This is a genomic window from Streptomyces sp. NPDC043746 (genome assembly GCF_056436485.1).
Genome location: NZ_JBWKCM010000042.1, coordinates 8,833 through 29,294 on the forward strand (window position 1 = coordinate 8,833; position 20,462 = coordinate 29,294).

Annotated in this window: 18 protein-coding genes, 1 pseudogene and 2 riboswitches; of the genes and pseudogenes, 10 read left to right on the top strand and 9 right to left on the bottom strand. The window is 73.0% G+C overall.

The genetic code is table 11. The features are described 5' to 3' along the window. Positions 1-145: 145 nt before the first annotated feature. Entirely contained in the window at positions 146-1,609 is a 1,464-nt protein-coding gene (locus tag AC0682_RS29425) for a DNA polymerase IV (RefSeq protein ID WP_478536208.1), read from the top strand. Here the strand turns inward: AC0682_RS29425 and AC0682_RS29430 are convergent. Then, a complete protein-coding gene (locus AC0682_RS29430) occupies positions 1,531-1,902 on the bottom strand; it encodes a PRC-barrel domain-containing protein (RefSeq protein ID WP_478536209.1) in 372 nt (123 codons plus the stop codon). The two genes, AC0682_RS29425 and AC0682_RS29430, sit on opposite strands and share 79 nt — an antisense overlap. 154 nt (positions 1,903-2,056) lie before the next feature. Further along, positions 2,057-2,154, top strand: a riboswitch (glycine riboswitch). 1 nt (position 2,155) lies between these two features. Continuing rightward, positions 2,156-2,283: riboswitch (glycine riboswitch) on the top strand. 64 nt (positions 2,284-2,347) lie between these two features. Between AC0682_RS29430 and gcvP the strand changes: the two genes are divergently transcribed. Next, positions 2,348-5,233, top strand: a complete 2,886-nt coding sequence (gene gcvP / locus AC0682_RS29435) for an aminomethyl-transferring glycine dehydrogenase (RefSeq protein WP_478536211.1) — start codon at positions 2,348-2,350, stop codon at positions 5,231-5,233. A 152-nt stretch (positions 5,234-5,385) separates the two neighbouring features. Here gcvP and AC0682_RS29440 read toward each other — a convergent pair whose 3' ends face one another. Then, positions 5,386-5,592, bottom strand: a complete 207-nt coding sequence (locus AC0682_RS29440) for a DUF5999 family protein (protein WP_302885885.1) — start codon at positions 5,590-5,592, stop codon at positions 5,386-5,388. Positions 5,593-5,903: 311 nt separating this feature from the next. Beyond that, complete coding sequence (locus tag AC0682_RS29445) at positions 5,904-6,488, bottom strand: hypothetical protein (protein ID WP_478536213.1); 585 nt, start codon at positions 6,486-6,488, stop codon at positions 5,904-5,906. Between the two features lie 484 nt (positions 6,489-6,972). On the opposite strand from AC0682_RS29445, the gene AC0682_RS29450 reads away from it, so the two are divergent. Together AC0682_RS29450 and AC0682_RS29455 are read left to right on the top strand one after the other, a co-directional pair. Next, positions 6,973-8,478: a glutamate-cysteine ligase family protein gene (locus AC0682_RS29450; protein WP_478536214.1), complete on the top strand. Its 1,506-nt coding sequence runs from the start codon at positions 6,973-6,975 to the stop codon at positions 8,476-8,478. A gap of 507 nt (positions 8,479-8,985) precedes the next feature. Then, on the top strand, positions 8,986-9,765 hold the full coding sequence (locus AC0682_RS29455) for a CPBP family intramembrane glutamic endopeptidase (protein WP_478536215.1): 780 nt from the start codon (positions 8,986-8,988) through the stop codon (positions 9,763-9,765). 19 nt (positions 9,766-9,784) lie between these two features. Here the strand turns inward: AC0682_RS29455 and AC0682_RS29460 are convergent, their stop codons facing one another. Together AC0682_RS29460 and AC0682_RS29465 are read right to left on the bottom strand one after the other, a co-directional pair. Beyond that, positions 9,785-10,609, bottom strand: a complete 825-nt coding sequence (locus tag AC0682_RS29460) for a PhzF family phenazine biosynthesis protein (protein ID WP_478536216.1) — start codon at positions 10,607-10,609, stop codon at positions 9,785-9,787. Between the two features lie 295 nt (positions 10,610-10,904). Further along, the gene (locus AC0682_RS29465; protein WP_478536217.1) at positions 10,905-11,099 is read right to left on the bottom strand and encodes a hypothetical protein; all 195 of its coding nucleotides are present in this window, start codon (positions 11,097-11,099) and stop codon (positions 10,905-10,907) included. A 276-nt stretch (positions 11,100-11,375) separates the two neighbouring features. Here AC0682_RS29465 and AC0682_RS29470 point away from each other — a divergent pair, with 276 nt between their 5' ends. From AC0682_RS29470 to AC0682_RS29480, 3 genes are all read left to right on the top strand, one after another. Then, complete coding sequence (locus AC0682_RS29470) at positions 11,376-11,942, top strand: peptidase (protein WP_478536219.1); 567 nt, start codon at positions 11,376-11,378, stop codon at positions 11,940-11,942. A gap of 123 nt (positions 11,943-12,065) precedes the next feature. Continuing rightward, entirely contained in the window at positions 12,066-13,100 is a 1,035-nt protein-coding gene (locus AC0682_RS29475; protein WP_478536221.1) for an EamA family transporter, read from the top strand. A 158-nt stretch (positions 13,101-13,258) separates the two neighbouring features. Beyond that, positions 13,259-14,236, top strand: coding sequence for an EamA family transporter (locus AC0682_RS29480; protein ID WP_478536222.1), 978 nt, complete (start codon positions 13,259-13,261; stop codon positions 14,234-14,236). A 104-nt stretch (positions 14,237-14,340) separates the two neighbouring features. Here AC0682_RS29480 and AC0682_RS29485 read toward each other — a convergent pair whose 3' ends face one another. Continuing rightward, a complete protein-coding gene (locus tag AC0682_RS29485; protein ID WP_478536241.1) occupies positions 14,341-15,039 on the bottom strand; it encodes a pyridoxamine 5'-phosphate oxidase family protein in 699 nt (232 codons plus the stop codon). Between the two features lie 62 nt (positions 15,040-15,101). Here AC0682_RS29485 and AC0682_RS29490 point away from each other — a divergent pair, with 62 nt between their 5' ends. The 3 genes and pseudogenes from AC0682_RS29490 to AC0682_RS29500 form a co-directional block, all read left to right on the top strand. Next, positions 15,102-16,433, top strand: a complete 1,332-nt coding sequence (locus AC0682_RS29490) for an aminotransferase class I/II-fold pyridoxal phosphate-dependent enzyme (protein ID WP_478536223.1) — start codon at positions 15,102-15,104, stop codon at positions 16,431-16,433. A 269-nt stretch (positions 16,434-16,702) separates the two neighbouring features. Next, entirely contained in the window at positions 16,703-17,635 is a 933-nt protein-coding gene (locus AC0682_RS29495) for a LysR family transcriptional regulator (RefSeq protein WP_478536225.1), read from the top strand. 143 nt (positions 17,636-17,778) lie between these two features. Further along, positions 17,779-17,910, top strand: a pseudogene (locus tag AC0682_RS29500) (cysteine hydrolase); the annotation flags it as partial. Positions 17,911-17,959: 49 nt separating this feature from the next. Here AC0682_RS29500 and AC0682_RS29505 read toward each other — a convergent pair. The 3 genes from AC0682_RS29505 to AC0682_RS29515 form a co-directional block, all read right to left on the bottom strand. Continuing rightward, a complete protein-coding gene (locus AC0682_RS29505; RefSeq protein ID WP_478536226.1) occupies positions 17,960-18,403 on the bottom strand; it encodes a Rieske (2Fe-2S) protein in 444 nt (147 codons plus the stop codon). A 207-nt stretch (positions 18,404-18,610) separates the two neighbouring features. Further along, the gene (locus AC0682_RS29510) at positions 18,611-19,195 is read right to left on the bottom strand and encodes a snapalysin family zinc-dependent metalloprotease (protein WP_478536227.1); all 585 of its coding nucleotides are present in this window, start codon (positions 19,193-19,195) and stop codon (positions 18,611-18,613) included. A 200-nt stretch (positions 19,196-19,395) separates the two neighbouring features. Further along, positions 19,396-20,307: a LysR family transcriptional regulator gene (locus tag AC0682_RS29515; RefSeq protein WP_478536229.1), complete on the bottom strand. Its 912-nt coding sequence runs from the start codon at positions 20,305-20,307 to the stop codon at positions 19,396-19,398. Between the last annotated feature and the right edge of the window lie 155 nt (positions 20,308-20,462).

A 20,462-nucleotide genomic window follows, 5' to 3' on the forward strand; every position in this document is an offset into this window, starting at 1 on the left:
ACACAACGTAGAGCAGCTGCTCCGAAACAGCACAGGACAAAGGGGAAGTAGACGAGATCGCCGCCGACGTACGCTCCCCGCCCCCCCCCCCCCCCCCCCCCCCCCCCCCGCCCCGTTGTCAGTGGCGTAGGGCAGCATCGGAGAGGTGAGACCCGCGCCGACCATCCTCCACCTGGACATGGACGCCTTCTACGCCTCGGCGGAGCAGGCGGCCAAGCCCAGCCTGCGCGGGAAGGCCGTCGTCGTGGGGGGCCTGGGACCACGCGGGGTGGTCGCCACCGCCTCGTACGAGGCACGGGTCCTCGGCGTCCACTCCGCGATGCCGACGGCCCAGGCGAGGCGGCTGGCACCGAACGCCGCCTATCTGGTGCCCCGTTTCCAGTTGTACCGGACGGTGAGCGAGCAGGTCATGGAGCTGCTGGGGCGACTCTCGCCGCTGGTGGAGCCGCTGAGCCTGGACGAGGCCTTCGTCGACCTGGAGGCGGGCGGGGCCGCGGACGACTCGGCCTCGGCCCGCAGGACCGGCGAGCGGCTGCGCACCGCCATCCGGGCGGTGACCGGGCTGAGCGGATCGGTCGGGCTCGCCGGCTCCAAGATGCTCGCCAAGATCGCCTCCGAGCAGGCCAAGCCGGACGGGCTGGTGCTCATAGAGCCCGGCACCGAGCGCGAGCTGCTGGCCCCCATGCCGGTACGGACGCTGCCCGGCGTCGGGCCGGCCACCGGGGACCACCTCCGGCGCGCCGGGATGACCACGGTCCACGACCTGGCGGAGGCGGGCGAGGACGAGCTCGTCCGGCTGGTCGGCAAGGCGCACGGCCACGGGCTCTACCGGATGGCGCTCGGGCTCGACGACCGGCCGGTGGTCGCCGAGCGCGACGCCAAGTCCGTATCGGTCGAGGACACCTTCGACGTGGACCTGCACGACCGGGTGCGGGTGCGCGCGGAGGTGGAGCGGCTGGCCGTGCGGTGTGTGGAGCGGCTGCGGGCCGCCGACCGGTCGGGGCGCACGGTGGTGCTCAAGGTCCGCCGGTACGACTTCTCCACCCTGACCCGCTCCGAGACCCTCCGAGGCCCCACGGACGACCCCACGGTGGTGCGTGAGGCGGCCGCACGGCTGCTGGAGGCCGTCGACACCACCGGGGGCGTACGGCTGCTCGGTGTGGGCGTCACGGGGCTCGCGGACTTCACCCAGGAGGACCTGTTCGCGCAGGCCGCGGGTGCCCGGGAGCTGGCCGAGCGGGCGCGGGAGCCGGAAGGGCGGGCCCCCGACGGCCGTGCGGAAGGGGCCGGGCCCGTCGCCGAGGAGGAGCCCGAGAGCACCGAGCAGCTCGCCGCCCGGCGCTGGCCCGCCGGACACGACGTGCACCACGCGGCGCACGGGCACGGCTGGGTGCAGGGGAGCGGGGTGGGGCGGGTGACGGTGCGGTTCGAGGAGCCGGGCGGGCCGGTCGGCCGCGTCCTCACCTTCCGGATCGACGACCCGGAGCTGACCCCGGCCGACCCGCTGCCACTGGTCCGCGACCCGGTCGACTACTCCTCCTGGCCGGCCAGCCTGCCGAAGTCGCGGTCGGGACCGGTCTCCGCGGCCGGGGAGGAGTCCAGACCGTAGTGCCGGTAGAGCTGGAGTTCCTGCTCAGGGGAGAGGTGCCGGCCGACGCCGAAGTCCGGTGCCCCCTTGATCAGCGCGCGGTCGAAGGGGACCCGCAGGGTGTCCTCGACGAACTCGCTGGGCTCCAGTGGGACGAAGGCGTCCCGGCTGAAGAGGCCGGTGCGCACGGCCGCCCACTCGGGCACCCCGGTGGCGTCGTCGAGGTAGACCTCGTCCACCGTCCCGATCTTGGTGCCCTTGCGATCGAACGCCTTGCGGCCGATCAGGCGGCGCGGATCGATATCGGTCTGCACGGTGCCTCCCACTGGTCGCGACTGCTCAAGGGCGGTCCCCGGTCATTCCCCGGGGCCCCTCTCGCTCCACCAGGACCAGACAAGTGCAGATCCGTGGCGTCGGCCACTCGAGGACTCCGCGGGGATGGCCGCTGGTAGGCTGGCAAGTGGCTGCTGACCCCGTGCGGGAGAGTCCTCCGGTGCAGAATCCGGAGGCGCCGAAGGAGCAAATCCTCCCCGGAATCTCTCAGGCCCCCGTACCGCGCGGACGAGGTCACTCTGGAAAGCAGGGCGGGTTCGTGCGGGCGCAGGCCGGGACGGACTCGACCCTCACCGACGGTGAAAGTCGGCACGCCCCCGGGCGGGCCGGTGAAGCTCTCAGGTTGAGATGACAGAGGGGGAGGCCGTCCGGGCACCCGCGCCGTGGTGCCCCTCGCAGGTCGTGACAGACCAGGAGGCCTCCACCATGACCCCCCGTCGCACTCCGCTCTCCCAGCTGGAGCAGGGCATTCCGTTCGAGCAGCGCCACATAGGGCCCGACGCCGAGGCCCAGGCGAAGATGCTCGCCCAGGTCGGCTACGGCTCCCTCGACGAGCTGACCGCCGCCGCGGTGCCCGATGTGATCAAGAGTGCGGAGGCCCTGGACCTTCCCTCGGCCCGCACCGAGGCGGAGGTGCTGGCCGAGCTGCGCTCGCTGGCCGACCGCAACAAGGTCCTCGCCCCGATGATCGGCCTCGGCTACTACGGCACCTTCACGCCGCCGGTCATCCTGCGCAACGTCATGGAGAACCCCGCGTGGTACACGGCCTACACGCCGTACCAGCCGGAGATCTCCCAGGGCCGCCTGGAGGCCCTGCTCAACTTCCAGACGATGGTCGCGGACCTCACCGGGCTGCCGACGTCCGGCGCCTCGCTGCTCGACGAGGGCACCGCCGCCGCCGAGGCCATGGCGCTCTCCCGCCGCGTCGGCAAGGTCAAGAACGGCGTCTTCCTGATCGACGCCGACACCCTGCCCCAGACCGTCGCCGTGATCCGGACCCGCGCAGAGCCCACCGGGGTCGAGGTCGTCGTCGCGGACCTCAGCGAGGGCATCCCCGCCGAGATCGCCGAGCGCGGTGTCTTCGGCGTGCTGCTCCAGTACCCGGGCGCCTCCGGGGCCGTCCGTGCGATCGAGCCCGTCATCGAGCAGGCCCACGAGCTGGGCGCGATCGTCACCGTCGCCGCCGACCTGCTGGCCCTCACCCTGCTCACCTCGCCCGGCGCCCTCGGCGCCGACATCGCGGTCGGCACCACCCAGCGCTTCGGTGTCCCGATGGGCTTCGGCGGCCCGCACGCCGGCTTCATGGCCGTCCGCGAGAAGTTCGCCCGCTCCCTGCCCGGCCGCCTGGTCGGCGTCTCCGTCGACGCCGACGGCAACAAGGCCTACCGTCTGGCCCTCCAGACCCGCGAGCAGCACATCCGCCGCGAGAAGGCCACCAGCAACATCTGTACGGCACAGGTGCTGCTGGCCGTCATGGCCGGGATGTACGCCGTCTACCACGGCCCCGACGGACTGCGCACGATCGCCCGCCGCACCCACCGCTACGCCACGATCCTCGCCGAGGGGCTGCGCGCCGCCGGTGCGCAGGTCGTGCACGGCTCCTTCTTCGACACCCTGACCGTGCGTGTGCCCGGCAAGGCCGCCGACATCGTCGCGGACGCCCGCGAGCGCGGGGTCAACCTCCGCCGGGTCGACGCCGACCACGTCTCCATCGCCTGCGACGAGACCACCACCCGCGCCCAGGTCGCCGCCGTGTGGGCCGCCTTCGGCGCCGACGGGGACATCGAGGCACTGGACGGCTCGGCCGCCGACGCGCTGCCCGAGGCGCTGCTGCGCTCCGACGACATCCTGACCCACCCGGTCTTCCACCAGCACCGCTCCGAGACCGCGATGCTGCGCTACCTGCGCAGGCTCGCGGACCGCGACTACGCGCTGGACCGGGGCATGATCCCGCTCGGCTCGTGCACCATGAAGCTGAACGCGACCGCCGAGATGGAGTCCATCACCTGGCCCGAGTTCGGCGCGCTGCACCCCTTCGCCCCGGCCGAGCAGGCGCAGGGCTTCCTCACGCTCATCCGTGAGCTGGAGGAGCGCCTGGCCGAGGTCACCGGCTACGACGCCGTCTCCATCCAGCCCAACGCCGGCTCCCAGGGCGAGTTCGCGGGCCTGCTCGCCGTGCGCGCGTACCACCGGGCCAACGGCGACGACCAGCGCACCGTCTGCCTGATCCCCTCCTCCGCGCACGGCACCAACGCCGCCAGCGCGGTCATGGCGGGCATGAAGGTCGTCGTGGTGAAGACCGCCGACGACGGCGAGGTCGATGTCGCGGACCTGCGCGCCAAGATCGAGCAGTACCGCGACGAGCTGGCCGTCCTCATGATCACCTACCCCTCCACGCACGGGGTCTTCGAGGAGCACGTCGCCGACATCTGCGGCGAGGTGCACGACGCGGGCGGCCAGGTCTACGTGGACGGCGCCAACCTCAACGCGCTGGTCGGGCTCGCCAAGCCCGGCAAGTTCGGCGGGGACGTCTCCCACCTGAACCTGCACAAGACGTTCTGCATCCCGCACGGCGGCGGCGGTCCCGGCGTCGGCCCGGTCGGCGTCCGCGCCCACCTCGCCCCGTACCTCCCCAACCACCCGCTCCAGCCCGGTGCGGGCCCGGAGACCGGTGTGGGCCCGATCTCGGCCGCCCCGTGGGGCTCGGCGGGCATCCTGCCGATCTCGTGGGCGTACGTCCGGCTGATGGGCGGCGAGGGGCTCAAGCGCGCCACGCAGGTCGCCGTGCTGGCCGCCAACTACATCGCCAAGCGTCTGGAGCCGCACTACCCGATCCTCTACACGGGCCCGGCCGGGCTGGTCGCGCACGAGTGCATCGTGGACCTGCGTCCGATCTCCAAGGCCACCGGCGTCTCCATCGACGACGTCGCCAAGCGCCTGATCGACTACGGCTTCCACTCGCCGACCATGTCGTTCCCGGTGGCCGGCACGCTGATGATCGAGCCGACCGAGAGCGAGGACCTCGCGGAGCTGGACCGGTTCTGCGACACCATGATCGCGATCCGCGCCGAGATCGAGAAGGTCGCCTCCGGCGAGTGGAGCGCGGACGACAACCCGCTGGCCAACGCCCCGCACACCGCGGCCGCGCTCGGTGGCGACTGGGCGCACGGCTACAGCCGCGAGGAGGCCGTCTTCCCGGCCGGGGTCTCGGCCGCCGACAAGTACTGGCCGCCGGTGCGCCGCATCGACGGTGCCTTCGGTGACCGGAACCTGGTCTGCTCCTGCCCGCCGCTGGAGGAGTACGACGGCTGACCCTCCGGGGTGGACCGCTGACATGCGTCGGGGCCGGTGCGGGGGGTTCCCCCGGGCCGGCCCCTTCTCCGTACAGCCTTCTCCGGACTGCGTGGTTCGTGCTGCTCCGCACGTACCGCTTCGTTCCTACCGCTTCGTCCGTACGGCCGTACTCAGGCGGCCTTCACCACGCCGGCCGTCGCCGGCGGCCGGTGCGGTGCGATGACCTGCCCGTCGGGCAGCAGCTCGCCGGTGTCCTCGAAGAGCAGGACGCCGTTGCACAGAAGGCTCCACCCCTGCTCCGGATGGTGGGCCGTCAGGCGGGCCGCCTCCCGGTCGGGGGAGTCGGCGGTGGGGCAGAGTGGCTGGTGTTGGCACATGGCTGCGTTCTTTCGCTGCGTCGAGTCGAGTGTCCTGCGGCTGGATGAGAGGTTCATGGCCGCCCCCGTATCAGTCGGTCCGGTCCCAGTGTTGCCCCACGGGGATGATTCCGCAGGCATTTCGCTCCGGCTCCCTTACTCCTCCCATGACGCGTCACCCGCGCGGACGGTTCACCGCAACTGCACTGTCACTTCGGGTGGTTCGGGGTGGCCGGATAGGGCTAGTCCGAGTGGGTAGGGGAAGGCCCCCGCTGTGGACCGTCCCGTCATCGGGCGGCCACCACGGGGGCGGTGTCCTCCTCGGCCGTCGGTCAGGCGGAGCTGAGCAGCGGCCCCGGGCCCACGCGCAGGGTCATGACGGGCAGCAGATCCGCGACCCGGTGCGGCCGGTGCGCGGCGATGCCCGGCGGCGCCGGCGCCAGCGGCACCAGGACGTCGGCCGGGGCGAGCACCCCGGTGGAGGCGTCGTCCGCGGGGTCGTCGTGCAGCCAGAGGGTGAGCATGTACAGCTCGGGGATGGAGAGAAGTCTCGCCTGGTACGCGGTGGACGAGGCGTCCGCCTGGCGGACCGCCAGCTCCGTCGAGGCGAGGTAGGGGCCCTCGAAGAAGTGCGAGAAGCTCCAGCCGTCCGGAGTGAGCATGGTGTCCGCGGCGGCGATCGCGCGGCCCTCGCTCCGGATCAGGAAGCGCCAGGCCGCGAGGCGGGTCCGGGGCACGGCCCCGGTCGGGGCGATCCGTTCCAGGACATGGACGGGCAGGGGCAGTTCGGGGCTCAGCGGTCCCTGGACGGACCGGAGGGCGGAGGTGCGGGCCTGGCGGACCGCGGTGGGAGAACCGAGGGCCGCGGACACGCTGCGCAGGGCGGGCGCGGGAGCCGAGGGGACATGCAGCGGCATGGTGGGTCGCCTCTCACTTCGGAGACACGGTGATACGGGGCGGGTGCAGACGGCGCTGTCGGCATGCGGGGCCGGATGAGGCCGATGACGGGCCGGTTGCGTCAACTCTCTGCCTCGTCAGGCGGAGTTTATACGACGGGTGTTCACTCAGCGTTTCCGCTAGCCGTGTGGGATATTTCGCGCAAGGTGGCATCCGGACTTCACAAAGTGGTTTTCCTGGCGATTTGCGCGGCCGGTTCCAGCCCCTGCCTGGGCATTTTCCGGTGGAGCGGTAGGCCGAAAGTCGCCGGTGTTTCCTCCGTGCGCTTTCCGGAGGGAAATGCCATCCGGCGCGTGCCATCGGAATGTGCCCGAGGTCTCCTTCACTCAGCCTAGCGGGTTTCCGGTGGCGCGTGGGGCGTTACGGATCACTCCCGCTGGGCATTATCGATCGTGATGCGAGCGGCCCGGTCGGCGGGCCGACCACTGGAGGAGGGACCCCTCGATGGGGGAGAAGGTCGTGGCGGGCACCGTTGACCTGTCCGATCGGCAGGCGTACCGCACCAAGCTCAACCAGTGCCTGGAGGGGCTGGGCAGACTCCTGGCGGAGCGGAGGTTCGACCGTCCCCGCAACCTGATGGGGCTGGAGATAGAGCTGAATCTCGCGGGCACCGACGGTCTGCCGCGCATGATGAATCAGGAAGTGCTCCAGCGCATCGCCAGCCGGGATTTCCAGACCGAACTCGGGATGTTCAATCTGGAAGTGAACATCGTTCCGCACCGGCTCGGCGGCCGGGTATTCGACCAGCTCTCGGAGGAGCTTCGGACGGGTCTCGCCTACGCGCACCGCAAGGCCGGTGAGGTGGACGCGGGGATCGTCATGATCGGAATCCTGCCCACGCTCGGTGAGCACGACGTGGTCTCGGCCAATCTCTCCGCCGTGGACCGCTACACCCTGCTCAACGATCAAATGGCGGCCGCCCGGGGGGAGGATTTCGCCCTGGATATCGAAGGAGTCGAGCACCTGGTCTGCTCCTCGCCCTCGATCGCCCCCGAATCGGCCTGTACCTCCGTGCAGTTGCACCTCCAGGTGACACCGGCCCGATTCGCGGACGTGTGGAACGCCGCCCAGGCGGTCGCCGCCGTGCAGATCGCGCTGGGCGCCAACGCCCCCTTCCTCTTCGGCAAGGAGCTGTGGCGCGAGTCGCGGCCCCCGCTGTTCCAGCAGGCAACCGACGTACGGCCGCCGGAGCTGGCCAACCAGGGAGTGCGGCCTCGGACCTGGTTCGGGGAGCGGTGGATCACCTCCGCCTACGAGCTGTTCGAGGAGAACCTGCGCTACTTCCCGCCGCTGCTGCCGATCTGCGACGACGAGGAGCCGCTGCGGGTCCTGGACGAGGGCGGGGTGCCGGAGCTGGCCGAGCTGGTCCTCCACAACGGCACGGTCTACCGCTGGAACCGCCCGGTGTACGGGAAGGTCGACGGCGTCCCGCACCTGCGGGTGGAGAACCGGGTGCTACCGGCGGGCCCCACCGTCACCGACGTGATCGCCAACTCCGCCTTCTACTACGGGCTCGTACGGGCGCTCGCCGAGGAGCCCCGGCCGGTGTGGAGCAAGCTGCCGTTCGAGGCCGCCGCGGAGAACTTCACCGAGGCCTGCCGCCACGGCATCGAGGCCGAGCTGCTCTGGCCGCGCCCCGGCCGCGTCGGCGGGCTGGCCAGGATCCCCGCCGTACAGCTCGTACGCGAGGAGCTGCTGCCGCTCGCCGCGGCCGGGCTCGACGCCTGGCAGATCGAACCCGCCGACCGGGACCGCTACCTCGGGGTCATCGAGGAGCGGTGCAAGCGGCGGGTCAACGGGGCTTCCTGGCAGGTCGCCACCTACCGCCGGGCGCTGGAGGCGGGGCTCGGCCGGGACGCGGCCCTGGCGGCGACCACTCGACGCTATGCCGAGCTGATGCACGCGGGGGAACCGGTGCACACCTGGCCGGTGGGGTTCCCGGCGCCCTGAGCGTGGGCGGCGGGGCGGGTCCTCTGCCGGAGGCGTGTTCCCGCACCCGGTGGGTCGAGCCGCCCCGGGCCGGGTCGGCCGGCCGGCCGGGGCATCGGCTTCCGGTGGTCGGACCCGTCCGCCGGGCGGAAACCCGTACCGGGCGAACACCGCACGCGCGCTCTTGTCGTTGAGCAGGGCCATGAAGCGCAGGGCCGCCCGGGACCGGCGGTGGGCGTGGCGTCGGCGATCGTGCGACGCCTGTGCCGTGGAGACGCCCCCCCCCCGCGTTCCTCCGGCGCGGAGGCGTCCGGCAAGCTGTGACGTCCCAAGTCGGTGGAGCCCCCTGAGGGCGAACGGCGAACGGTGGCAAGGAGAAGGGGGGCGACCACCATCGGTGATGGTGGTCGCCCCCTCGGCCTGTCGCGCATGATCTTCGTGCCTGCGTTCGAGACCCTGGCAGGACGGTGGGCGGGATGGGACGCGACGGCGGGACAGAAGGCAGGTGGACCGGTGAAGGTGGGGCGCGTGGCTGATTCCTATCCCCAAGTGGGCGATTCGCGAGGGATCCTGCGGGCGGAGACGGTGCTGGTTCTCGCCCTCTCCCTGGGCGCGAGTGCCGTGTCCTCGCTCATCAGTTTCGTCGGATCACTGACGAAACCGGGAGGGTTGAAGGACCAGGCGGCGACGCTCAACGGTTCCTACGCACCGGGCCGTCCCTGGCTTGATCTGGCGTGGCAGATGTTCGGGATCGCGACGGCCCTGGTGCCGGTCGCCCTGGTGGCGCATCTGCTGATCCGGGAGGGGGCGGGGCTGCGGACCATCGGGTTCGACCGGACCAGGCCGTGGTCCGACCTCGGCCGCGGGACGCTGGTCGCGGCCGGCATCGGCAGCGCCGGGCTCGCCTTCTACCTGGTCGCCCGGGCGAGCGGCTTCAACCTCACCGTCGTACCGGAGTCGCTGCCCGACGTCTGGTGGAAGTTCCCCGTCCTCATCCTTTCGGCGGCGGAGAACTCCGTGGTGGAAGAGGTGATCGTCGTCGCGTATCTGCTGCGGAGGCTGGACCAGCTCGGCTGGACCCCGATGGCCTCGCTGGTGGCCAGCTCCGTGCTCCGCGGCTCGTACCACCTCTACCAGGGCATCGGCGGCTTCATCGGCAACATGGTGATGGGCGTCGTCTTCGTCCTGCTGTACCGGCGCTGGGGGCGGGTGGGGCCGCTGGTGGTCGCCCATACGCTGCTCGACATCGGGGCGTTCGTCGGGTACGCGCTGCTCGCGGGGAAGGTGGACTGGCTGCCGACGCCGTAGGGGCGGCCTGACCGAGGGCTCAGAGAGTGGTCAGCAGTTCGCCGTCGATCACGGTGACCGCGTTGCCGGTGAGCAGGGTGCGCTCACCGCGCAGAGCGGTGCGCACGAGGCCGGAGCGGGCGGACGCCTGCAGCCCGGTGAGATCGTCCCGGCCCAACCGGGCCGACCAGAACGGGGCCAGCGCGGTGTGGGCGCTGCCGGTCACCGGGTCCTCGTCGATGCCGACGCCGGGGAAGAAACCGCGCGAGACGTAGTCGTAGCCACGGGCCGGGTCCTCGGCGGCGGCCGTGGCGATGACGCCGCGCCGCGAGTGGGAGACGAGGGCGGCGAAGTCCGGGGCGAGTCCCCGTACGGTGGCCTCGTCGCGCACCTCGACGAGCAGGTCGCCGATGTGCTCACCGGTGTCGTGGACCGAGACCGGCTCCGCACCCAGCGCCTCCGCGAGACCGGGCGGTGGTCCGGCCTCCTCGCGAAGCGGGGAGGTGGGGAAGTCGAGGGTGAGGGCGCCGTCCGGGTGGGCGGTGGCGGTGAGGAGCCCGCAGCGCGCGGTGAACCGTACGGTGCCGGTGGCCCGGCCCGTGGTGTGCAGGACGTGCGCGGTGGCGAGCGTGGCGTGCCCGCACATGTCGACCTCGGTGGTCGGGGTGAACCAGCGCAGCGCCCAGTCGGCCTCGCCGCCGGGCGGCAGGGGATGGGCGAAGGCCGTCTCGGAGAGGTTGACCTCGGTGGCGATCTCCTGGAGCCGCTCGGTGTCGGGGAAGGCGGTGGACTCCAGCAGCAGGACCCCCGCGGGGTTGCCGGAGAAGGGACGGTCGGTGAACGCGTCGACGATGCGAATCCTCATGGGGCGACCGTAGAGGGCCCGCACGGCCCCGGACCAAGGCCAATCCGGGGTCGCTGGCCCCTGGCGCCGTCGCCGCATCCCCCGTCGCCCCCGGCGTCGGCGCCGGTGAACTCCTCCTCCGTCGCCCCCTACGGCGAGAAGTCCGTCAGCTGCGCCCAGACCTTCCCCGCGGTGCTTCGATGCGCGTCTGCGCGCTGACCTCGGCCGTGCGACCACCCCCGGTCCGTCCGGATACGGTGCAACGGTGTCGCGGAACGCCATGGCAGCGGCTCAGGCACTCACTCCCGATACGCCGTCAGATTTGCTGGGGCTGCCGGTTCCGCCAGATCTCCGCCGCGTCGAAGCAGTCCGACGCGCGCGGGTGCGGGCCGTCGTCGTGGCAGTGGAAGGCGGCCCAGAACAGATCGGCGGGGAGGGCGTCGTCCGGTGCGTACACGCGGTAGACGTACTGCATCCCGTCCTGCGCGAGCAGTGCGACCATCCAGAACACCCGTGGTTCCCTCCGCCCGGAGCCGATGCGGCCGTTGCCTCGTGCCGTTGCGTGCTGTCACACCCTGTGGTGTGAGGGACGTGTGCGCGGGGATGGCGGTTGCCCGGGGGAGCGCGGCGCAAGGCGGCGCGCCCCCCTGAGAGCCGTGGTTGTACGCCCCGCGGTGATCTCATCCGCAAGGAGGAGGGGGTGTCCCCATGGGCCCGACTTGGGTGGGACGCGTGAATGGGTCCCCCTGCCGATGCTTCCGCGCCCCGGGACTGATGGGGTGGAGTAGTGCAAAACCGGACGCCGCGGATCCCTGAACAGCCCGCCCCGAACCCCGTCGGACCCACCGGGCCCGACAGCCCCCAGGCCGGGTTCGCCGTCGAACTGGCCACGGTGGTGACGGGTGCGCGCAGGCGCGCGCTGCGGGACGGCGACCGGCAGATCGACACCGCTCATCTGCTGCACTCCCTGGTCGAGAGCGACCCGGAGGTCCGCGAGGCCTTCGACGGCGGCCCGCAGCTGGCGAAGGTGCTCGGCTACCTCGTGCAGCGCAGCATCGGCTACGGGCTCCGCTGGCAGGGGGCGGTGGAGGACTCCGGGGCCGTTCCCGTCGTCCGGGACCCGGCGGCAGCTGCCGAGGGGTGGTCGCCGCCCGCAGTCGCCGCGATGGAGGAGGCACTGCGCCGTGCCGAACTTCGTGGGGAGTGGCGGGCCGGGGGACTCGACCTCCTCGCCGCCCTGGCCTCCGACGGGGAATGCCGCGCGGTGGAGGTACTGAGCCGGGCCGGTGTCGACGCGCGGTGGCTGGCGGTGCGCGCGGAGGAACGTACGGCGCAGGCCTCCCGGTGGGTGTGACGGGGCGGCTCGCGAGGCGGCGGCGGGTGCGCGCCGCGGCTCCTGGGTGACGGGGCGGCGTGCGCGCGTCTCGTCAGGTGTCACAGAGATGACGGTACTGTCGCGTGCTGTCATGATGTGCCGATGCACGCGTCTCGGGGTACTCAGAGGAGAAGCGCAGGCCTGGGGCTCGCCCTCCTGTCGGCCTTCGCGTTCGGCGGTTCCGGAGTGGCCGCCAAGCCGCTGATCGAGGCGGGGCTCGACCCGCTGCACGTGGTGTGGCTGCGGGTGGCGGGCGCCGCCCTCATCATGCTCCCGGTCGCCTGGCGCCACCGGAACCTCGTCCGGGAGCGGCCCGCCCTGCTCGCCGGGTTCGGGCTCTTCGCCGTGGCCGGTGTGCAGGCGTGCTACTTCGCCGCCATCTCCCGTATCCCGGTCGGGGTGGCGCTCCTCGTCGAGTATCTGGCCCCCGCGCTGGTCCTCGGCTGGGTCCGGTTCGTCCAGCGCAGGCCGGTCACCCGGGCGGCCGCCGTCGGCGTGGTACTGGCGGTCGGCGGCCTCGCCTGTGTCGTCGAGGTCTGGGCCGGGCTCGGCTTCGACGTCCTCGGGCTGTTGCTCGCCCTCGGCGCGGCCTGCTGCCAGGTGGGGTACTTCGTCCTCTCCGACCACGGCGGCCAGGGGAGCCACGACGGCCGGGACGGCGAAGGGCGGCGCGCCGAGCCGCCGCATCCGCTCGGCGTCATCGCGTTCGGACTGATCGTCGGCGCCCTGGTCCTCACCGTCGTCGCGCGGCCGTGGGGCATGGACTGGTCGCTGCTGGGCGGGAGCGCCGGGATGGACGGTGACGTGGTCCCCGCCTGGGTGCTGCTCGGCTGGATCGTGCTGGTCGCGACCGTGCTCGCCTACGGCAGTGGCGTCGTCTCCGTCCGGATGCTCTCCCCGCAGGTCGCCGGCGTCGTCGCCTGCCTGGAAGCGGTCATCGCGACCGTGCTGGCCTGGGTGCTGCTCGGCGAACACCTCTCCGCCCCGCAGCTCATCGGCGGGTTCCTGGTCCTGACCGGCGCGTTCATCGCCCAGTCGGCCACGCCCAAGCCGCCCGCGGGGCCGGTGGCCGCGGGCGTGGGAGCGGCGGCGGGGGCCGCCGAGAGCGAGTTGTCCGCCGGGCGGGCCCCGCATTAGTGTGTCGGCCATGCATCTGACTGTGCTTCCGCCGCCTGCCGCCTAGCGCGGGCGGCCACTCCTGACGAAGGCCGGGCTCGGGCAGTCCCCGAGCGGTCCGTCGCTGCCCGCGTGCGGAGTCGAGCGACCACCACCCTGTCTTCCTCTGGAGAAGTCACATGGCCATGCCTGGTGTTTCCGCTCTGCCCGTCGGGCGGAGTCTGCTGTATCTCGTCGTCGCCGGAGTCGCCTGGGGCACCGCCGGTGCGGCGGCCTCCCTGATCTTCCGGGCCAGCGATCTCGGTCCCCTCGCCCTCTCCTTCTGGCGCTGCGCCGGGGGCCTCGTCCTGCTGGCCGGGGTGCTCGCCCTGCGTCCCCGCCGTACGCCCCGGCCGGTCGAGCCCCGGAGCCGCCGACTGCTGCGCATCCTCGGCACGGGGGTGGGGCTGACCGTGTTCCAGAGCGCCTACTTCGCGGCGGTGGACGTCACGGGCCTCGCGGTCGGGACCGTCGTCACCCTCGGCGCCGGGCCCGTCCTGATCGCCGTCGGTGCGCGCGTGCTGCTCGGCGAACACCTCGGCCTGGGCGGTCTCGCCGCCGTCGCCGGGGCGCTGGCCGGTCTGGCGGTGCTCGTCCTGGGGGGTGAGGGCGGCGAGGTCGTGCCGGCCGGGGTGCTGCTCGCGCTGCTGTCGGCCGCCGGGTACGCGGCGATCACCCTGCTCACCCGGTGGCTCGGGCGGGACGGCGGTGGCGGTGACGCGCTGACCACCAGCGCCTGGGCGTTCGGCGTCGGAGCGGTGGGGCTGCTGCCCATGGCGGCCGTCGAAGGGCTCGTGCCGTACACCGCCGCCACCGGGCAGGTGCTGTGGCTGGTGGTCTACGTGGCGGCGGTGCCCACCGCGCTCGCGTACGCCCTGTACTTCGCGGGCGCGGCCGCCGTCCGCTCGGCGACCGTGTCCGTGATCATGCTCCTGGAACCGGTGAGCGCGGCCGTCATCGCGGTGACCGTCCTGGGCGAGCGGCTGACGGCGGCCACCGTCGTGGGCACCCTGCTCCTGCTGACCGCCGTGGCCGGGCTGGCGATGGCCGAGGCGCGGGGGGCGGCGGTCACGCGCAGGCGGGCGGCCGAAGCCGAGGCCGAGGCTGTGGCGGTCTAGGGGGTCCTGCGGGGAAGGGCCCGGAGCCGGGCTTCAAGGCTCCGGGCCCTGTCCGTCTCCGGCCTTCCTGATCGGCGCTCCCCGGTCAGGCCGGGCGCTCGACGTCAGAGCGCGCGGAGGTAGTCCGGTACGCCGACGGACGGGTCCAGGTCGTCCGCGGGGACCGGGGGCCCGTAGCCGCGGGTGAGCGGCACGATGCCGGTCCAGTGGGGGAGGGCGAGGTCCTCCGGCTCGTCGTTGGGACCGCCGGTGCGGACCTTCGCCGAGACCTCGTCGAGGTCCAGCCGGATCACCGCCGTGGCCGCCAGTTCCTTGGTGTCGGCCGGGCGGGCGTCCCGCGAGCGGCCGGGCACGGCCTGGTCCACGATCGCGTCAAGGGCGATGCGCCGCTCCTCGGGGCCGGTCACGGCGGTGGCCGTGCCGTGGACCACCACCGAGCGGTAGTTGATCGAGTGGTGGAAGGCGGACCGGGCCAGCACCAGGGCGTCGACATGGGTGACGGTCAGGCAGACCGGCAGCCCCGGATCGGCGGCGGCCCGGGCGGCGCGCAGGGGGCGGGAGCCGGTCGACCCGTGGACGTACAGGCGCTCACCGACCCGGCCGTACAGGGTCGGCAGCACGACGGGTGCGCCGTCGCGGATGAACCCGAGGTGGCAGAGGTAGGCCGCGTCGAGTATCGAGTGGACCAGCTCGCGGTCGTAGGAGGCGCGTTGCTTGGCCCGAGTCGGTACCGTGCGGTCGGTGGGGGTGTAAGGGGCGGTGTCGTGAGGGCCCGCGGTGGCGGGCGGTGCGGTCTCTCCAATGGTGTGTTCCCTCATGGTGGCCTCCCTTGCCGATCCTATTGCGCTAGTACATAATAGTGTTTGTGCTAGAAGAGTATCGGATCAGTGGGCGGCGTGCATCGGACATCGCCGCCAGTGTGGAGCGAGGGGTCGGCTCCGGCGAGCTGCCGCCGGGCCATGTGCTGCCCCCGATGCGGGAGTTGGCCGCCCGGCTGGAGGTCAACCCCAATACGGTGGCGGCGGCCTATCGGACGCTGCGTGAGCGCGGGGTGATCGAGACGGCGGGCCGCCGGGGGAGCCGGGTGCGGCCGCGTCCGGCCAGCACCCCGCGCGGCTCTCTGCGCATCGAGGCGCCGCCGGGCGTGCGCGACCTCGGTGCGGGCAACCCCGATCCGCAGCTGCTGCCCGCGCTCGGTCCGGCGCTCGCCGTCGCCGCGGCGGTCGACGCGGAGCATCCCGGGCTGTACGGAGAGGCGCCCGTGGTCCCGGAGTTCGCCGCGTACGCGCGTACGGCGATGGACGCCGACGGGGTGCCCGAGGGGCCCGTCGCGGTGACCTCGGGTTCCCTCGACGCCATCGAGCGGGTGCTCGCGGCGCATCTGCGGCCCGGTGACACGGTGGCGGTGGAGGATCCGGGGTGGGGCAGCGTGCTCGACCTCGTTCCCGCGCTCGGGCTGCACGCCGTGCCGGTCGGGGTGGACGACGACGGGCCGGTCGCCGCGGATGCGGAGCGGGTGCTGCGGGCCGGGGCGCGGGCGATCGTCGTCACCGACCGCGCGCAGAACCCGACCGGCGCCTCGGTGAGCGCCAGCCGCGCCCGGGAGCTGCGGGCCGTGCTCGCCCGCCACCCGGACGTGCTGCTGATCGAGGACGACCACGGCCACGCCATCGTCGACCTGCCGCTGCACCCGCTGGCGGGCACCACGGACCACTGGGCCTTCGTCCGCTCGGCCGCCAAGGCGTACGGCCCGGATCTGCGGGTCGCCGTGCTCACCGGGGACGCGGTCACGGTCGACCGGGTGGCGGGTCGGCAGCGGCTGGGCCCCGGGTGGGTCAGCCGGCTGCTCCAGCGAGCCGTGCTCCACCTGTGGACCTCGGGCGCCGTCGACACCGGCGCCGTCGCCCGGTCCTACGGAGAGCGCCGCGACGCGCTCGTCCACGCCCTGGCCGAGCGCGGGGTGAGGGCGTACGGGCGCAGCGGGATGAACGTGTGGGTGCCCGTCAGCGACGAGACCGGGGCCATCGCGAGGCTGCTCCACGCGGGCTGGGCGGTGGCCCCCGGTGCGCGCTTCCGGATGGGCACGCCCCAGGCGGTGCGGCTCACCGTCTCCCGGCTGTCGGCGGCGGACATCGGCCCGCTGGCGGACGCGGTGGCGGCTGCGGCCGGACCCGCACGGCCGGTCACGTACGGCTGAGGCGCGACGGCGGGCGTGTGTCCTGTGGTCCGGGGTCCGGCCTTGGCCGCCACCGCGCGGGGTGCGGCTCTCGCCGACGGCTCAGGCGTGGTGGGGAGCGCGCCCTCCGTGTCCGGGCAGGAAGCCGACGCCCGGGCCCGGGACGCGGCGGTGGGCCGCCGGTAGGGGGCGCTCACGGCTCCACGACGACGAACGGCACTCCTCAGGGCAAGCGAGAGCTTCTGTGCTTGTTCGCGTAGCGTTGCTTATGTGTCTAACCTGGAGTGGACATGTTGAATCTGGAGCGGTTGCGTACCCTGGACGCCCTTGCCCGGCACGGCTCGGTGAGCGGGGCCGCCGGGGGCCTGCACGTCACCACGTCGGCGGTCTCGCAGCAGATGGCCAAGCTGGAGCGCGAGGTCGGACAGCAGTTGCTCGCCAAGAACGGCCGGGGGGTGCGCCTCACCGACGCGGGCCGCCTCCTCGCGGACCACGCGGCGCGCATCCTGTCGCAGGTGGAGCTGGCACAGTCCGACATCGAGGCCCAGCGCGGCGAGGTGGTCGGACAGGTGACGCTCTCCGCGTTCCCCACGGCGGCCCGCGGGCTGCTGCCCGCCGCCCTGACCGCTCTGCGTGCCCATCATCCCGAACTCAAGGTGCGAACGCGGGAGTTGGAGCCCGAGCAGGGGCTCCAGGCGGTGTTGCGCGGCGATGTCGACGTGGCCGTGGCGCTCGACTGGAGCAACAAGCGGCTTCCCGTCCCCGGGGGCCTGGCCAAGGTCGAACTCCTCGACGACGCGCCGGACATCGCCATGCCGGTCGGCCATCCGCTGGCCGACCGGGCCGAAGTGGAGCTGGAGGACTTCGCGCAGGACGAGTGGGTCTCCTGGCCGGAGGGCGAGTTCTGCTACGAGTGGCTCATGTTCACCCTGCGCTCCCGGGGCATCGAGCCGCGCATCTCCCATCTGGCCGGTGAGCACCATACGCAACTCGCCCTGATCGCGGCCGGGTTCGGCGTCTGCGTGGCGCCTCGACTGGGTCGGGGTCCCGTTCCCGAGGGGGTCTGTCTGGTTCCCGTGCGGCAGACCATGCGCCGCCACATCCACGCCGTCTGGCGCTCGGACGCCGACCGGCGCCCCTCCGTCCGGGCCGCGGTCGACGCACTGCGGGCGGCGGCCAAGCGGGTGGCGTCCGCAGCCTCCGCAGCCGGCGCCGACGGGTGACCGCCGCACGGCCGCGCGCGTCGAGTGCCCTGGTGGCTGCGCGTCGACTACCGTCCCGGGGGCGCGAGTTCGCGGAAGTCCCACGACGTGACGGTGGGCGGGGCGAGCCGCGGCCAGGCGTGCCGCCCGTCGTGTGACATCTCGGGCGCGGGGCCAACCGCGACGCCCGTCTCTTTCGTGCCGCCGCCCGGCCCCTGTCCACCAGCACCCCGGTTCCAGCACCGTACGGATCGCGCCGCCCCGTCGAAGTGGCGGACGAGGACCTCGTCGTGCGACTACCGCGCCCTGCCGACGGAGCGGTCCTGCCGACGGGGCGGCCCGCCGCTACGCCAGGGTGATCGCCCCGTCCTCCACCGAGATCTCCCGCGACGGCAGTGGCTGGGTGGCGGGTCCGCCGGTGGGGCTGCCGGTCGCCGCGTCGAACGTCGAGTTGTGGCAGGGGCAGGTGATGACGTTGTCGGTGACGTCCTTGACCGCGCATCCCTGATGGGTGCACGTGGCCGAGAACGCCTTGAACTCACCGGCCCTCGGCTGGGTTACCACGACCTTCTGCGCGGGGAGGACGATGCCGCCGCCCTCCGGGATGTCCGCCGTCTTCGCCAGGACGGTACCGCCCGCCCCGCCGCTCCCCGGTTGCTCGGCCGGGACCGTACCGCCTGCACTGTCCGAACCTCCGCAGGCGGTGAGGGCGGCGGCCGCCCCGACCGCACCCACCGCCAGGACGACGGTGCGGCGTTCGACGATCCGGTGCTCCTGCGCTGCGCTCATCGCGGCCATTCCCTTCATCGGTGTCCACGGCTATGGCTTCGGCCATGGGTACGGGGGAGGGGGCGCGGGTGTTCATCGGTGCCGAGACTGACCGCGTACGGATACGGACACGGGCGCAGGTGCGGGTACGGGTGGGGGGCGGCACGGGCATGCGGCCGGGCGGCGGGTCGCCCTGCCCCGCCGCCCGGCCTCCCCCTGCCCCGGGGGTCAGTGCGCGTCGACCAGTACGCGTCCGTCCGCCGGGGTGAGCGAGGCGGCTCCGCGGCCCGCGTACGCGGACTCGACGCGGAACCGCTCGGCCGCGTCGGGCACGGAGTTCTTGCAGCTGATCCCGGCGCTGGAGCCCGACATCAGCTGGGAGCACGGGCCGGGCTTGGTGTCCGGCAGGCCCAGGTTGTGGCCGATCTCGTGGGCGGCGATGCGCGTCTTGTCGTGTCCCTGGGTGACCGCGAGGCTGCCGAGTTCCACCCGGGCCTGGCCGCCGGGGCGGACCGGGCCGAGCGTCGCCTGCGGCCAGCCGGTGGTGGCGATGATCTGGATCTCGGCGCGGGTGCCGGGCTGCGCCTTGGCCAGCCTCACGTTGGCGACGTTCGCGTTCCACGAGGCGACCCCGGCGGTGATGGCCGCTTCCCAGCCGGGGGCCCGGGTGGCGTCGTAGTAGAGGGTCGTGACCGCGGCGGCGCGGGCCGGTGCGGTCTGCGAGGGTGCGGGAGCGGCGTGGGTCGTCGGCGCCATGATCATGGTGATGGCGGCGGCGGCACCAACCGCCGCGAACCACTGGGAGCGGGGCATGGCTGTCCTTTCGCTGGGCTGTTCTCTGCCGGGAGGGGGGGACCTCTTCGTCGATGGCCGTGCTGTCGATGGCGTATTGTCGGTGGACTGTCAAATCGATCTGGTCGGAAGTATGCGGGGCTGCCCCCTGCTTGTGCTCATGTCGACCGGCCATCACGTGCGTGGATGGCCGGACCGTGGCCGCTTTCCGGCCCGTCCGCTCAGCCGGGCTTGACGCAGCGGGTGCTGAAGGCGTCGCGGACGAGGCCGAGCAGGAGGGGGCGGAAAGTGATGAGGGGCGATTCGCGGTGCAGGGCCAGCAGGTGTCTCCCGAGCAGGGGGTCGCCCGCGAGTCTCCGCATGACCACCCCTTCCCGCGCCCGGGCCGACCCCTGGGCCAGGGTGAGGCCGACGCCCTGGGCGACCAGGTCGCACAGGATGCTCAGATCGCCGATCCGGTGCGGGGAGAAGCGTGGCACGAACCCGGCCGCCGCGCAGGCGTGGACCAGCGCCCCGTAGTCGTCGCAGCCGGGGTCGTGCGGGGGCAGGAGCCAGGTCTCGTCGGCCAGGCCCGCGAGGTCGATCCGGTTCTGGTCGGCGAGGGCGTGCCCTTCCGGGAGGATCACCACGATCGGTTCGAGGCCGATGACGTCGACGACGACCCCTTCGGCCGGTGTCGTACCGAAGCCCTCCAGGTCCACCAGGCACGCCGCGTCGATGGACCGGTCCCCGAGGCGGCTCATGGCGTCCCCCGTGGCCGGGAACTGGACGAAGGTCACCGGATTGCTCAGGGCGGCGGGCAGGTGGAGCGTCAGGTGGCTCAGCATCGGGCCCGAACTGCCGCCGACCGTCACCGGCTCCGGGCCCGGTGCGGGCCGGAGCCGGTAGCTGCGGATCCGGTCGGCGCTGGCCACCGCGTCACGGGCGTGCGAGATGACGAGTTCACCGGCCCGGGTGGGCACCACTCCGCGCGCCGACCGCTGGAAGAGCGGCTGGCCGAACGACGCCTCGATCCGCCGCAGCTGTGTGGTCATGGCCGGCTGGGACAGCATCAGGGCGGCGGCTGCCCTGGTCAGGCTGCCCGCCTCGGCGATCGCCAACAGGATGCGGAGGTGCCGCAGTTCCAGGTCCATGGCTGATGGAGGCTAGTTCACTCGTGTATGGCATGTCCATGAGCGAGGCGCGAGGTGGATCGGGGGGGGGGGGGGGGGGGGGGGGGGGGGGGGGGGGGGGGGGGGGGGGGGGGGGGTGTGGGGGGGGGGGGGGGGGGCGACGAGCAGGGTACGAG